The organism is Afipia sp. P52-10, assembly GCF_000516555.1.
Lineage (GTDB): Bacteria > Pseudomonadota > Alphaproteobacteria > Rhizobiales > Xanthobacteraceae > P52-10.
Genome location: NZ_AZSJ01000003.1, coordinates 1,534,649 through 1,548,675, shown reverse-complemented (window position 1 = coordinate 1,548,675; position 14,027 = coordinate 1,534,649). Strand labels below are relative to the sequence as shown.

General features: G+C 65.2%; 16 protein-coding genes. 8 read left to right on the top strand and 8 right to left on the bottom strand.

Annotation, left to right across the window (positions count from 1 at the left end):
* Positions 1 to 67: 67 nt before the first annotated feature.
* The 4 genes from hslU to hslV form a co-directional block, all read right to left on the bottom strand.
* Positions 68 to 1,372 carry an ATP-dependent protease ATPase subunit HslU gene (hslU, locus tag X566_RS08685; RefSeq protein ID WP_034465276.1) on the bottom strand — a complete coding sequence of 435 codons (1,305 nt, stop codon included), beginning with the start codon at positions 1,370 to 1,372 and terminating at the stop codon, positions 68 to 70.
* A gap of 174 nt (positions 1,373 to 1,546) precedes the next feature.
* Positions 1,547 to 2,131 (bottom strand): DUF2585 domain-containing protein, encoded by a 585-nt coding sequence (locus X566_RS08680; RefSeq protein ID WP_034465274.1) that lies wholly within the window; start codon positions 2,129 to 2,131, stop codon positions 1,547 to 1,549.
* Complete coding sequence (locus tag X566_RS08675; RefSeq protein ID WP_034465272.1) at positions 2,128 to 2,625, bottom strand: GNAT family N-acetyltransferase; 498 nt, start codon at positions 2,623 to 2,625, stop codon at positions 2,128 to 2,130. The genes X566_RS08680 and X566_RS08675 overlap by 4 nt, the downstream gene beginning before the upstream one ends.
* 3 nt (positions 2,626 to 2,628) lie before the next feature.
* The gene (gene hslV / locus X566_RS08670) at positions 2,629 to 3,189 is read right to left on the bottom strand and encodes an ATP-dependent protease subunit HslV (protein WP_034465271.1); all 561 of its coding nucleotides are present in this window, start codon (positions 3,187 to 3,189) and stop codon (positions 2,629 to 2,631) included.
* Positions 3,190 to 3,420: 231 nt separating this feature from the next.
* Between hslV and hisB the strand changes: the two genes are divergently transcribed.
* The 8 genes from hisB to coaA all read left to right on the top strand — a co-directional run bounded on the left by hisB (position 3,421) and on the right by coaA (position 8,431).
* Entirely contained in the window at positions 3,421 to 4,014 is a 594-nt protein-coding gene (hisB, locus tag X566_RS08665; RefSeq protein ID WP_034465269.1) for an imidazoleglycerol-phosphate dehydratase HisB, read from the top strand.
* Positions 4,015 to 4,159: 145 nt separating this feature from the next.
* Positions 4,160 to 4,657: a DUF2628 domain-containing protein gene (locus tag X566_RS08660; protein ID WP_034465267.1), complete on the top strand. Its 498-nt coding sequence runs from the start codon at positions 4,160 to 4,162 to the stop codon at positions 4,655 to 4,657.
* Positions 4,654 to 5,304, top strand: a complete 651-nt coding sequence (gene hisH / locus X566_RS08655) for an imidazole glycerol phosphate synthase subunit HisH (RefSeq protein WP_034465264.1) — start codon at positions 4,654 to 4,656, stop codon at positions 5,302 to 5,304. The genes X566_RS08660 and hisH overlap by 4 nt, the downstream gene beginning before the upstream one ends.
* Positions 5,292 to 6,050 carry a 1-(5-phosphoribosyl)-5-[(5-phosphoribosylamino)methylideneamino]imidazole-4-carboxamide isomerase gene (gene hisA, locus X566_RS08650; RefSeq protein WP_173402567.1) on the top strand — a complete coding sequence of 253 codons (759 nt, stop codon included), beginning with the start codon at positions 5,292 to 5,294 and terminating at the stop codon, positions 6,048 to 6,050. Before hisH ends, hisA begins: the two co-directional genes overlap by 13 nt.
* Complete coding sequence (locus tag X566_RS08645) at positions 6,047 to 6,286, top strand: hypothetical protein (protein WP_051443963.1); 240 nt, start codon at positions 6,047 to 6,049, stop codon at positions 6,284 to 6,286. Before hisA ends, X566_RS08645 begins: the two co-directional genes overlap by 4 nt.
* Positions 6,287 to 6,298: 12 nt before the next feature.
* The gene (gene hisF, locus X566_RS08640; protein ID WP_034465260.1) at positions 6,299 to 7,075 is read left to right on the top strand and encodes an imidazole glycerol phosphate synthase subunit HisF; all 777 of its coding nucleotides are present in this window, start codon (positions 6,299 to 6,301) and stop codon (positions 7,073 to 7,075) included.
* Positions 7,076 to 7,139: 64 nt separating this feature from the next.
* Complete coding sequence (locus X566_RS08635; RefSeq protein WP_034465258.1) at positions 7,140 to 7,460, top strand: phosphoribosyl-ATP diphosphatase; 321 nt, start codon at positions 7,140 to 7,142, stop codon at positions 7,458 to 7,460.
* Between the two features lie 17 nt (positions 7,461 to 7,477).
* Complete coding sequence (gene coaA, locus X566_RS08630; RefSeq protein ID WP_034465257.1) at positions 7,478 to 8,431, top strand: type I pantothenate kinase; 954 nt, start codon at positions 7,478 to 7,480, stop codon at positions 8,429 to 8,431.
* A 10-nt stretch (positions 8,432 to 8,441) separates the two neighbouring features.
* Here the strand turns inward: coaA and X566_RS08625 are convergent, their stop codons facing one another.
* From X566_RS08625 to X566_RS08610, 4 genes are all read right to left on the bottom strand, one after another.
* A complete protein-coding gene (locus X566_RS08625; protein WP_034465255.1) occupies positions 8,442 to 9,404 on the bottom strand; it encodes a GNAT family N-acetyltransferase in 963 nt (320 codons plus the stop codon).
* 120 nt (positions 9,405 to 9,524) lie between these two features.
* Positions 9,525 to 11,747 carry a response regulator gene (locus X566_RS08620; RefSeq protein WP_034465253.1) on the bottom strand — a complete coding sequence of 741 codons (2,223 nt, stop codon included), beginning with the start codon at positions 11,745 to 11,747 and terminating at the stop codon, positions 9,525 to 9,527.
* Between the two features lie 142 nt (positions 11,748 to 11,889).
* Positions 11,890 to 12,357: a hypothetical protein gene (locus X566_RS08615; RefSeq protein ID WP_034465252.1), complete on the bottom strand. Its 468-nt coding sequence runs from the start codon at positions 12,355 to 12,357 to the stop codon at positions 11,890 to 11,892.
* 119 nt (positions 12,358 to 12,476) lie between these two features.
* Positions 12,477 to 14,015 carry a YifB family Mg chelatase-like AAA ATPase gene (locus X566_RS08610; RefSeq protein ID WP_034465251.1) on the bottom strand — a complete coding sequence of 513 codons (1,539 nt, stop codon included), beginning with the start codon at positions 14,013 to 14,015 and terminating at the stop codon, positions 12,477 to 12,479.
* Positions 14,016 to 14,027: the final 12 nt, after the last annotated feature.

Here is a 14,027-nt window from a genome sequence, read left to right as displayed (position 1 = left end):
CGGATGGTATGTCGCGACGCGATGCGCGGATGGATCCGCGTACGATCTGAACGGCGGATGCAGCGTGTCAGAGAATGAACCGGCTGAGGTCGGTGTTCTTTGCCAGGTCGCCGACATGCTTGTTCACGTAAGCGGCGTCGATCCGGACGGTTTCGCCGGTGCGGTCGGGAGCCGAGAATGAGATCTCGTCCAGCACGCGTTCCATCACCGTCTGTAAACGCCGCGCGCCGATGTTTTCCACCGTGGAGTTGACCGCGACCGCGACGTCGGCGATCGCGTCGATCGCATCGTCGGCGAATTCGAGGTTCACGCCTTCGGTCTGCATCAGCGCCACATACTGCTTGATCAGCGATGCCTCCGGCTCGGTGAGGATGCGGCGGAAATCGTCGCGGGTCAGCGCCTGCAGTTCGACCCGGATCGGCAGCCGGCCTTGCAGCTCCGGCAGCAGGTCGGAGGGCTTGGCGATGTGGAAGGCGCCGGAGGCGATGAACAGGATGTGGTCGGTCTTCACCGCGCCATGCTTGGTGGTGACGGTGGTGCCTTCGATCAGCGGCAGCAGGTCGCGTTGCACGCCTTCGCGCGACACGTCGCCGCCGACGCGGCCGTCGCGGGCGCAGATCTTGTCGATCTCGTCGAGGAAGACGATGCCGTTGTTCTCGACCGTCTGGATCGCCTCCTGCACGAGCTGGTCGGTGTCCAATAGCTTGTCGGATTCCTCGGCAACGAGAATCTCGTGCGAATCCGCAACGGTGATGCGCCGTGTCTTGGTGCGTCCGCCGCCGAGCTTGCCGAAGATATCGCCGATCGAGATCGCGCCGATCTGGGCTCCAGGCATGCCGGGGATCTCGAACGTCGGCATGCCGCTCGAGGCCTGAGTCTCGATTTCGATTTCCTTGTCGTTGAGCTCGCCGGCGCGCAGCTTGCGGCGGAAAGAGTCGCGGGTCGCCGGGCTCGAACCCGGGCCGACCAAGGCATCGAGCACGCGCTCCTCGGCCGCGGCCTCGGCGCGCACCTTGACGTCCTTGCGTTTGCGTTCGCGAGTCAGTGCGATGCCCACTTCCACCAGATCGCGCACGATCTGCTCGACGTCGCGTCCGACATAGCCGACCTCGGTAAACTTCGTCGCCTCGACCTTGATGAACGGCGCCCCGGCAAGTTTCGCGAGCCGGCGGGAAATTTCGGTTTTGCCGACGCCGGTCGGCCCGATCATCAGGATGTTTTTCGGCAACACCTCGTCGCGCAGCGCACCGTCGAGCTGCAGCCGTCGCCAGCGGTTGCGCAAGGCGATGGAGACGGCGCGCTTGGCGTCGGCTTGTCCGACGATGAAGCGGTCGAGTTCGGAAACGATTTCGCGAGGAGAAAAGTCGGTCATGCGGACTAGTTATTGGCGGATCGTGGTTTGCGCAAGACGGAGGATGCGATGTCCGAAAAATGGACAGGGTGACTGGAAAAGCATCGTGCCAGGCAAGCTGCGCGAGGCTGTTTGCAGGCAGCCTCGCCGTCAAAACGCCGAGTCAGGTTCGGATCAAATCAGAAGCTGAAACCACTAGATGATCGGCGGGCCCGCCTGCCACTGGCGGACGGCTTCGTTCGGATAGAGCAGCATGATCACGTTCAGGGTCAGGTTGTCGCGGATGTGCAGGCCGACGCCGATCTCCATGAGCAGTGCCAGCGCGACGGTGAGCTTCACCGGCAGTCTCAGCGCCACCAGGAAGCCCAGCACCATGAACAGCATGTCGGAGACCGAGTTGACGATGCTATCGCCGTAATAATCGAGCGAAACGGTCGCCGTTCGATAGCGATCGATGATGAAGCTTGAATTCTCGACCAGCTCCCAGCCACCTTCGACCAGCATCGCGATCAGCAAGCGCGCCGTCCACGACATCCGCGGCATGATCAGCCATGTTGCGGCGTAAAACACGAAGCCGTGAATGATGTGTGAGAACGAATACCAGTCGGCGATGTGCTGCGAGTTCTCTGAACTCTGCACGACGCCATGCCACAGCTTCACTGAGCCGCAGGCGCAGATCGGCAGCCGACCCATCGCATAGAGCGCGATCGCCTGCGCTGCGATCAGCCCGAGCGCGATTACAAGCGTGATGCGCGTCGAGGGACGTGGAATGGCGGTCATGCGGCAGGCCGGTCACAGGCCATGAGCTGCACCTCGCCGAAGATCGTCGTGCGACGGTCGAAGGCGCGAAAGCCCGCCTTCTCGTAAGCGCGGATCGCGCGGGGATTGGCCGGATCGGGATCGGTCACCACGCGCTGTGCGCCCTCGTCGAACAGTTGCCGTACGAACATGCGGATGAAGGCGCTGCCATGACCACGCGCGATCATGTCAGGCTCGCCGATGAACTGATCGATGCCGAGCGTGCCTTGCGGTTGGTCGCGGTAGGGATGATCGTCTTCGGCGAAGGGGTCATAGACCTGCTGATAGCCGATCGGCCGCGCGCCGTGCAAAACGATGAAGGGCCACGTGCCGGGCTCGGCCATCGCCTGTGCGATCTCGTCGAGGGCGCCTTCCGCAGGCCACCATGCGTTGACGTGCGGTTGGGTGAACCAGCGCGCGAGCAGGGGAAAGTCATCGCGGCTGACGGGGCGAAAGCTATAGAGCGTCGCCGCCATCGGTCATGCCGCCGTCAGGGTCTCGATGGTCAGGTTGCGATTGGTGTAGACGCAGATGTCGGCGGCGATATCGAGCGCCCGGCGCACGATCGTCTCGGCATCCTTGTCGCTGTCGGCGAGCGCGCGGGCTGCCGCCAGCGCATAGTTGCCGCCGGAGCCGATCGCCATCACTCCGCCTTCCGGCTCGAGCACGTCGCCGGTTCCGGTCAGCACCAGCGATACGTCCTTGTCGGCCACGATCATCATCGCCTCCAGCCGCCGCAGGTAGCGGTCGGTGCGCCAGTCCTTGGCAAGCTCCACGGCGGCGCGGGTGAGCTGACCGGGATACTGTTCCAGCTTGCTTTCCAGCCGTTCGAACAAGGTAAACGCGTCGGCCGTGGCGCCGGCAAAGCCGCCGATCACGTCGCCCTTGCCGAGTTTGCGGACCTTCCTGGCGTTCGACTTGATGACGGTCTGGCCGATCGAGACCTGGCCGTCGCCGCCGATGACGACCTTGCCGCCTTTGCGGACCGTGAGAATGGTGGTGCCGTGCCAGACCGGCGCGGCCGAGTTCGATGCCTGCATGACGAATCCTTATGCGTCCGGGCAATTTAGGGATTACCGCCGCGGTTTCAATCTGGCCGGCGGCCCGCCTCGCCAAACCCGGTCACCATAGCGTCAGAACGGTCGCGAATCGGTCCGTCCGGTGGTGGCGAATTAAGGTTTCGCCTGTTAAAAGACCCCCGTTTTATGAAGGACATGGCGGAAGAAGCGGGCTTCGGCCGGCACCGTGTCCGAAGACGGAGAGCGGTTTTCATGCGCAAGGCGACGATCAAGCGCAAGACGAAAGAGACGGATATCGAGGTCAGCGTGAACCTCGATGGGACCGGCGTGGCCAAGGTCGCGACCGGAATCGGCTTCTTCGACCATATGCTGGATCTGCTCGCCCGCCATTCGCGCATCGACATCACGGTGAAGGCCGACGGCGACCTGCATGTCGATCACCACCACACCACCGAGGACACCGGCATCGCGCTCGGCCAGGCGGTGAAGCAGGCGCTCGGCGACATGCGCGGCATCAACCGCTACGCCACCATGTATATGCCGATGGACGAGACGCTGAGCCGCGTCGTGATCGACATTTCGGGCCGGCCGGTGCTGGTGTTTAAGACCGCATTCACCCGCGACAAGATCGGCGAGTTCGACACCGACCTGGTGCGGGAGTGGTTTCAGGCATTTGCGATGAATGCCGGCATCACCCTGCATGTGGAGACTTTGTACGGCGAGAACGGCCATCACATCGCCGAATCCTGCTTCAAGGGTCTGGCGCGGGCGCTGCGCATGGCGGTCGCGATCGATCCCCAGGCGGCCGGTGAAATCCCATCCACCAAGGGCTCGCTCGGCAATTGATCCCGCAGCCCTCCGCGGGCCGGAGCCTGCGGCGTCGGGGCTTTGGCCGGCCCTGCGCGGCAAGGATGGTTTGACGGACCCCGGCGCGAGGGACTAAAGCGCCGCCAGGCTGCGGCCTGCGACAGCCTCTTCGGAGACCAGAACGATGTCGGTCTACACAGTGCATGCTCCCGCAGCGGCGGGCGAGGAACCGGACAGGTTTACGTTCGTGCGGGACGGATTCCACATCTGGGCCCTGGTGTTCGGGCCGCTTTGGCTGATCTGGCACCGGCTTTGGCTGGTCCTGATCGGCTATCTGGCGGTCAGCTTCGGCCTCGGCGTGATGCTGTCGGTGCTGAATGCCGGCGCCACGGCCCGCTCGTTGGTCTTTTTCCTGCTGGCGCTGCTGATGGGATTGGAGGCGGCGAGCCTTCGGCGCTGGAGCTATTCGCGGGGCGCATGGCGGCAAATCGATTTCGTGGTCGCCGACGACGAGGAGACCGCCGAGCGGCGTTTCTTCGATCGCTGGACGGCTGATCGTGCCGAGACCTCGTCGCCGCACGATGGGTTGCCGCCGTACCCGCAGCATCGGCCAGCATCCGCAGGACCTGCGGCGCCGCAAGGAATCATCGGGCTGTTTCCGGAGCCGGGAGGATCGCGATGACGGTGGCGATCATCGATTACGGCTCGGGCAACCTGCACTCGGCGGCGAAGGCGTTCGAACGCGCCGCGCGCACGCTGGAGCAGCCGGAGCAGGTCGTGGTCACCCGCGATCCGGATCGGGTCTGGCGCGCCGATCGCGTCGTGCTGCCCGGCGTCGGCGCGTTTGCTGATTGCCGCAACGGGCTCGATGCACTGGATGGCATGGTGCAGGCGTTGAACGAAGTGGTGCGCGACAAGGCGCGGCCGTTCTTCGGCATCTGCGTCGGCATGCAGCTGATGGCGGAACGCGGCCGCGAATATGTCGTCACCGACGGGCTCGGCTGGATCGCCGGCGACGTCGAGAAGATCGTGCCGAATGACGAGAGCCTGAAGATCCCGCACATGGGCTGGAATACGCTGGAGCCGGTGCGCGAGCATCCGCTGCTGGAGCGGCTTCCACTCGGCGACAAGGGACGCCACGCCTATTTCGTGCACTCCTATCACCTGAAGGCGGCGAACGAGGCCGATGTCGTCGCCCGCGCCAGCTATGGCGGCCCGGTCACGGCCATCGTTGCCAAGGACACCGCGGTCGGCACCCAGTTTCACCCCGAGAAGAGCCAGCGTTTCGGCCTGGCGCTGATCTCCAATTTCTTGAAGTGGAAGCCGTGATCCTCTTTCCGGCCATCGATCTGAAGAACGGCGAATGCGTCCGCCTCGAACAGGGCGACATGGCGCGCGCGACCGTGTTCAACACCAACCCGGCCGCCCAGGCGCGGACGTTTCAGGACCAGGGCTTCGAGTACCTGCATGTTGTCGATCTCGACGGCGCGTTCGCCGGCAAGCCGGTCAACGCGCAGGCGGTCGAGGCGATGCTGAAGACCGTGACGATGCCGGTGCAACTTGGCGGCGGCATCCGCGACATGAAAACGGTCGAGGGCTGGCTCGAGAAGGGCATTACCCGCGTGATCATCGGCACTGCGGCGGTGCGCGATCCCGCGTTCGTCAAACAGGCGGCGGCGAAATTTCCGGGCAAGGTTGCGGTCGGCCTCGATGCGCGTGACGGCAAGGTCGCCGTCGAGGGCTGGGCGGAAACGTCGGAGGTCACCGCGCTGGAGATCGCCAAGCGGTTCGAGGATGCGGGCGTCGCCGCCATCATCTTTACCGACATCGCCCGTGATGGTCTCTTGAAGGGCCTCAACCTGGACGCGACGATCGCGCTGGCCGATGGCGTCTCCATTCCGGTGATCGCCTCGGGCGGCCTTGCTTCGCTGGACGACGTCAAGGCCATGCTCAGTCCGCGTGCGAGCAAGCTTGCCGGCGCGATCTCGGGCCGGGCGCTTTACGACGGCCGGCTGGATCCGGCGCAGGCGATCGCGCTGATCGCCGCGGCGCGGGCGTCCGGCAACCCATCATGAGATCCAAGCCACCGAAAAGTGTGCTTGGCAAGGTTACGCTGACATTCGAGAAGGCGCTGACGCCGATCTTCGTCTTCGCCCTTCTCAATGCGGTGGTGTGTTGGATCGCGGCATGGGTTTTCCGCGAGACGTTCGAATTCAAGGCGCTGCTACTGGCCCTGGGCTGTATGCCGATCGTGGTCGCGGTGTGTGCCTATATCCTGGTACTGGTCCATAAGGTCGAGCGCGACAGCTAAGAGCGGCAAGCGATGTTCAAGGTTCGTGTCATTCCCTGCCTCGACGTGAAGGACGGCCGCGTCGTCAAAGGCGTCAATTTCGTCGATCTGCGCGACGCCGGCGATCCGGTCGAAGCGGCAATCGCCTACGATGCGGCGGGGGCCGACGAGCTCTGCTTTCTCGATATCAATGCCAGCCACGAGAACCGCGGCACCATGCTCGACGTCGTGCGGCGCACGGCGGAAGCCTGTTTCATGCCGCTGACGGTGGGTGGTGGCGTGCGGACCACCGATGATTTCCGGGCGCTGCTGCGTTCGGGAGCGGACAAGGTGTCGGTCAACACCGCGGCCGTCACCCGCCGCGAGCTGGTGAAGGAGGCGGCCGAAACGTTCGGGGACCAGTGCGTGGTGGTGGCGATCGACGCCAAGCGGATCAAACGGCCCGGCGGTTCCGACCGCTGGGAGATCTTCACCCATGGCGGCCGCAACTCCACCGGCATCGATGCGATCGAATATGCCCAGGAGGTGGTTGCGCTGGGGGCGGGCGAAATCCTGCTCACCTCGATGGATCGCGACGGTACACGCCAGGGTTTTGATATCGCGCTGACGCGCGCCATCGCCGATAGCGTCCCGGTACCGGTGATCGCCTCGGGCGGGGTCGGCAATCTCGACCATCTGGTCGAGGGTATTCGTGACGGCCGTGCCACCGCCGTCCTGGCCGCCTCCATTTTCCATTTCGGCGAGTACACCATTCGCCAGGCCAAGGAACACATGCTGCGTGCCGGGTTGCCGCTGCGGCTCGATCCTTGATTTCTTGATCCTGCCGGGACTTTGCGCTCCCCCCGCCCTCTGCGGAGTGATAGAAGACGATTTCATGACACGCTTTACGATCCACGATCTTGCCGCGACCATCGACGCACGCGCCAGCGCGAGCGGCGACATGTCGTATACGCGCAAGCTGCTCGACAAGGGCCCGGCGCATTGCGCCCGCAAGCTCGGCGAGGAAGCGGTCGAGACCGTCATCGCCGCTGTCGAGGGCGACAAGGATGCGCTCGTCGCTGAAAGCGCGGATCTGCTTTATCACCTGCTCGTCCTGCTGAAGTCACGGGGACTGGCGTTGGCCGATGTCGAAGCGGCATTGGCCCAGCGCACCGGCATGTCGGGCCTTGAAGAGAAAGCCGCGCGCAAGCGCTAACGAGAAGCGACGGACTCATGGATGTGAGAGCCGAACAGGATTTTACGCCCTATCGCCTTTTTTCGCGTGAGGAATGGGCGGCCAAGCGCGACGACACGCCGATGACGCTGGCGGCCAGCGAGGTCGCGGCGCTGCGCTCGCTGCACGATCGGCTCGATATCAAGGAAGTCGAGGAAATCTACCTTCCGGTTTCGCGCCTGCTGTCGCTCTACGTCGAAGCGACGCAGGAGCTGTTCGTCGCGCAGAAGAAGTTTCTGCATTCGGACGAGCCGAAGATGCCCTACATCATCGGCGTGGCGGGCTCGCCCGCGGTCGGCAAGTCGACCACGGCGCGCGTGCTGCAGGCGCTGTTGAAGCGCTGGCCGCCGAAGCCGAAGGTCGATCTCGTCACCACCGACGGCTTCCTGTATCCGACCGCGGTGCTCGAGCGCGAAGGCCTGATGCAGAAGAAGGGCTTTCCGGAAAGCTACGATCTGCCGTCGCTGCTCTCGTTCCTGAGCGACATCAAGGCAGGGCGCCGTCCGGTGCGCGCGCCGATCTACTCGCACATCACCTATGACATCGTGCCGAACGAATGGGTGGAGGTCGATCGGCCCGACATCCTGATCGTCGAGGGCCTGAACGTGCTGCAGGCCGGACACCTGCCGCGCGGCGGCAAGGCGATCCCCTATGTCTCGGACTTCTTCGATTTCTCGGTCTATATCGACGCCGATGAACCTGTGCTGCGCAAGTGGTATGTGGAGCGTTTCCTTTCGCTGCGCGACACCGCGTTCCACGATCCGCGCTCGTATTTCCGCCGCTATGCCAACCTGTCGGACCAGGAGGCGACGGAAGTCGCGCTGTCGATCTGGACGTCGATCAACCTCGTCAACCTGCGCGAGAACATCCTGCCGACCCGGCCGCGCGCAACGCTGATCCTGAAGAAGGGACCGGACCACGTCATCGAGAGCGTTTCGCTGCGGCGGCTCTGAGCCTGATCGGTCAGGCCGCGTGGCGCGTCGCATCGACGCCGAAGTGTTCGATATAGCGCGTGCTGATCGCCGACACCGGCATGATCATCAAGACGTCGGTGGTGCCGAACTGGCGATCGATCACGGCGCCGTCGCCGACGAAGGCGCCGAGCCGCAGGTAGCCCTTGATCAGCGGCGGCAGCTCGCGCAGCGCGGCCTTCGGGTTGATCCGGTCCTTCGGCAAGCGGTTCATCTCGACATGGCGCTGCGGTAGCGCGCTGGCGCGCCAGTCCTCCGGAGCGCGGGCGAAATGGTGCAGGAACGACAGCGGCACCGCCAGCCGGTCGGGATCGGTACCCTCCAGGCTGGCGCAGCCGATCATCACGTCGACGTTGTTCTGCCGGACGTAGCTCCAGATGCCATGCCACAGAAGTTCGACTGTGCGCTTGGTCCGGTATGGCGGCAGCACGCAGGAGCGGCCGAGTTCGAGAAAGCGCAATGCCGGATGTTTCTGCAGCAGGCTGGCGATGTCGAACTCGCTGTCGGTGTAGAAACCGCCGTGCTTGGCGGCGACCTCCTGGGCGAGCAGACGATAGGTGCCGACCACCGGCGGCTTGCGCCGCAGCTTGGCCTGCATTGGATGGATCGCCGCATGATCGATCACCAGCAGGTGCTCGCAGATCTTATCGAACGCATCCTTGTCGCGCCGTGCCATCAGCGTGGCGGCATCGGCGATGGCGTTGCCGTCGCGGTAGAACACATTGTAGCGCAGCCGCTGCGCGCGCTTGATCTCCTTGCGGGTCTCAGCAAGGCGGACTTCCAATGAGCCGATCCGTCCGAGAGGCGCTGCGGCAGCCGGTCGCGGCTGTGGCAGCAAAATGTTGCTCGCCACGTCCCAGGTCGGCTTGAGCCAAAGTGGTGGTTCGGCAAGCGCGAGCGGACGGAAGCGCTCCATCAGACGGAGCGGTGAGCGAACAGGGTCGTGATGCTGCATTGATAACCCCCGCGGCGGCTCATCGCCTAGCGAATCGACGCTGTCCCCGCAAGGGCGCCAATAAGCACGCTCTCCCAACGAAATTGTGACAAGGGAAATCGGCTGCGAGATCAGGGCCGATCAGGCTGCGACATGCGGTGTGCGCATGATCCCGGTCAACGCTTCCTCAAGCCGCTCGCGATCGAGCGGTTTGATCAGATATCCGTTCATGCCGGCCTCGAAACAGGCGTAGCGATCCTCGACCAGTGTGTTGGCGGTGAGCGCCAGGATCGGCGTCCGTCGTCCGCCGCGCCCGGCTTCCTGCGCCCGGATGCGGCGGGTCGCTTCGATGCCGTCGAGATCCGGCATCTGCACGTCCATCAGGATCGCGTCGTAAGGCGTGCCGGCGGTTTCGGCCGCTAGCCAGGATTCGAGCGCCAACGTGCCGGTGGCGGCAATCACCGGACGGTGCCCGAGCCGCGTCAGCAGCGAGCGGATCAACAGCGCGTTGATCTCGTTGTCTTCAGCGACGAGAATCGACAGCACCCGCTCGGGCTTGCGTTGCGGCAGGACCTGCGCGGACGTGTCGTCCGGCACGATCGACAGTCCGTTGTTGTCCGAGGTCAATCGCGCGACCAGCGACGCGGTCCGCAGCGGCTTCACCAGATAATCGCCGAAGCCCGCGACCTTCAGCGCCGCAAGCTCGTTGCGGCGCTCGGGCGCGATCATGACGATGCGCCGGGTGGCATGGTGACGTGCGGCATCCGCCAGCCGCCGGGCGCCGTCGTCCGGCAGATCCTGGTCGGCGATGACGGCCTGCCAGGTGCGTTCGGGCAGCAACGCCAGGGCGGCGTTGGTGTCGGAGATGACGCAGGTCTTCGCGCCCCATTCGCCGAGCCGGCGGGCGATCAACGAGGCTGCGATCGCCTGCGGCGCAACCAGCATGACCGCCTGGCCGCTCAGGTCGGGAGGCGTGAAGGCCGGCGTGCCGGTGGCTGCCGGCAACGGAAGGGTTACGGTGAAGGTCGAGCCGGTGCCGAGCGCGCTGTCGAGCGTGATCTTGCCGCCCATGCGGCGGACGATCCGTTCGCTGATGCTGAGGCCAAGGCCGGTGCCACCGTAACGGCGCGCCGTACGGTCGTCGGCCTGTTCGAACTCGCCGAAGATGCGCTGCTGCGCATCCGGTGCGATGCCGATGCCGGTGTCGCGCACGACGAAGGCGATCTCGTCGGGCCAGATGCCGGGCTCGGCAATCAACGCGACCCCGCCGGTATCTGTGAATTTGATCGCGTTGCCCGCCAGATTGAGCAGCACCTGCCGCAGCCGCGCGGCGTCGCCATTGACCATGGAAGGCAGCCGTTCGTCGATATAGGCGGCGACCTCGAGCTGCTTCTTGTGCGCGCGCGGCGCGAGCAATTCGGTGATCTCCTCGATCAACCCGCTCAAGGCGAACGGACGACTCTCGACATCGATCTTGCCGGCTTCGATCTTCGAGAAGTCGAGGATCTCCTCGATCAATCCAAGCAGCGCGTCACCGGAGGTCTTGATGGCGCGCGCATAGTTGGCTTGCTCGGGCGTGAGATGGGTGTCGAGAAGCAGGCCGCTCATGCCGATGATGCCGTTCAGCGGCGTGCGGATCTCGTGCGAGGCCATAGCCAGGAAGCGCGATTTCGCGAGGTTGGCCGCGTTGGCCTGGTCGCGGGCATCGGCCAGCGCGTGTTCGGCCTCGGTGCGGTCCGTGACGTCGCGGCCGACGCATTGCAGCTCGGCGGGCGTGTTGGCGTCGGTGCGGATGCGCGTTTCGCGCCAGGCAAGCCAGCGCGGGCCGAATTCGCTGGCGATTCGCTGGTCGTGAACGCGGGTTCCGTCCACCTCGCGCGCGAAGGCCCCTTGCTCGATGATCTCGAACTGGAATTGGCTTCCGACGAGCTGCGTCCGGGAGAGGCCCGCCAGCCGGCAGAACGCATCGTTGGCGAAGGTGATGCGGCCGTCGTCATCGCGGCGGACGATCACATCGCCCTGCGCCTCGAACAGTTGCCGGGCGCGATCCTCCGCATCCTTCAGTTCCCAGTTGCGGTCCGACAAGGCCTCGTTGGCGGCGGCCATCTTTCGCACCTGCCGGCGCAGCCAGCGGAAGCGCATGTTCTGAATCGCCAGCGCGGCACATGCGACCGCGAACAGCGCGCTCACGCCGACCGCAAAGACGTGCGGGTTGTAATCCTGCGAGCGGACACCGGATACGAAGCCGAACGCCGTGCTGAACGCCACCATGAAGAAGAACAGGGCGCGGATCGTGCCGGTGATGCGCGGGTGCCTGCGTGTAAAGCGGCGCAGCAGCAGTCTTGCGCGAAGCACCGGGTTCATTGCGTTTCCTTCTCCGGATGGCGTGTTCGCCGTCGCGATCCGCACCGAGGGTGATCCACGCCTGCTGCCGAAATCTGCGACGGCGGGAGATCGATCCGATGCAACGCGAACAGAATTGAGAGAGTCTTAAACCGGTGCGAGCTCACAGCGCCGCGGCCGCAAGCCGCCCATGGCCGCCGCGCGCGCCGACGATCAAGGCCGCCGCATGCTGCAACGATACGGTCTTCGAGACGACGTAGACACGATAGTCGGCGCCGGTCTCGCGTGACAGGTACACGACCGGCTCGCCGGGGACCGGCTGGGCGCTGATCGTCACCAGGCGCGTGATGTTGTCGATGCCGCATGTCTGCGCATCGGCGGTCTTGGCATCATCGACGATGACGAGATCGGCGAGGTCCGGGCTGTCGACGATTTGAACTTTGATGGTCGCGAGCTTCGGGTCGCTGGTGAAGGCAACCGGCCGCGCGGAGGGCGTCGGGGTCGGCGCATAGCGGACGGTCGTCATTCCTGCGGCGATGCAGGGATGGGCGGACGACGCGGTCCAGTCGTGAGGAACGGCGCCCGCAAGGACGAGCGGGATGGCCGACAGGAACACTCCGAAACGCAACATGATACGCCACGACGCTACACACGGGCCCACAACGGCCCGCACTTATGGTTCGCAAAGAGTAAATGAAACTCGTTACCGGATGCTTAGCGTTGGCGCTTGCCGGTTTACCATGAGCGCGATCAGGCGGCCTGCCGCACGCCGTCGGCCAGCGCACGGTAGGACAGAGCCTCGGCGAGATGAGGCCGCTCCACGAGCTCCGCATGGTCGAGATCGGCGAGGGTGCGAGCGACCCGCAGCACCCGGTGATAGCCGCGCGCCGACAGCCGCATGCTTTCGGCCGCGTCGCGCAGCAGCGCGAGTCCGGCGTTGTCGGGTTTAGCCACCTCTTCGAGAATCGCGGCGGGCGCTTCCGCGTTGGTGCGCACCTGTGGCAGGCCGAGCGCGGTGTAACGCTTGGCCTGCAGGTTGCGCGCCGCGGCGACGCGGGCTGCAACCTCCATCGAACCTTCCGCGGGCGGCGGCAGAATGAGATCGGATGCGGTGACGGCTGCGACCTCGATGCGCAGGTCGATCCGGTCGAGCAGTGGACCGGAGATGCGCGCCTGATATTCGGCGGTGCAGCGCTCGTTGCGGCCGCGCTTGCAGGCATAGCCGGGATCATAGGCATGGCCGCAGCGGCACGGATTCATCGCCGCGACCAGCATGAAGCGCGCGGGGTAGGTGACGCGATGGTTTGCCCGTGAAACCGAGACCTCGCCGTTCTCGAGCGGCTGGCGCAACGCATCGATGACGCGAGGATCGAACTCCGGCAGTTCATCGAGGAACAGCACGCCGTTATGCGCGAGCGAGATTTCGCCGGGCTTGGCGCGGATGCCGCCGCCGGTCAGTGCCGCCATGCTGGCAGAATGATGCGGCGCGCGAAACGGGCGGCGGTTGGTCAAGGCGCCGCCATCGAGCTCGCCGGCGACAGAGGCGATCATCGAGATTTCCAGCAGTTCGGCGGGTGCCAGCGGTGGCAGAATCGAGGGCAGCCGGGCCGCGAGCATCGACTTGCCCGCGCCTGGTGCGCCGATCATCAGCAAGTGATGCCCGCCGGCGGCGGCGATCTCGAGTGCGCGCTTGGCGCTTTCCTGCCCCTTGATGTCGCGCAGGTCGAGGGTGGTCGGTGCCAGTTCGCGGACCTGCGGGTTGGGGCGCGAGAGAACCTGCGTGCCCTTGAAATGATTGGCGAGCTGGATCAGCGACGAGGCGGCGATGATTTCGCTGTCGGGGCTGGCCCAGGCCGCCTCCGACCCGCACGCCGCCGGACAGATCAATCCCTCGTCGCGGGCGTTGGCGCCGATGGCCGCAGGCAGCACGCCTGCCACCGGTGCGATTGAGCCGTCGAGTCCGAGTTCGCCCAGAACCGTCATGCCGGCCAGCGCATCCGGCGGAATCGCACCGATCGCCGCCATCAGGCCGAGGGCAATCGGCAGATCGTAGTGGCTGCCTTCCTTCGGCAGATCCGCCGGCGCGAGATTGACCGTGATTCGGCGGGCCGGCAGCGCCAGCCCCGAGGCGATCAGTGCGGCACGCACCCGCTCACGGGCTTCGGACACCGCCTTGTCGGGAAGACCGACGATGGTGAAGGCCGGCAGCCCCGGTGCGACCTGCACCTGGACATCCACCGCCCTGGCTTCGATGCCTTCGAACGCCACTGTCGAGAGGTGCTGGACCATTTCGCCCCCAAT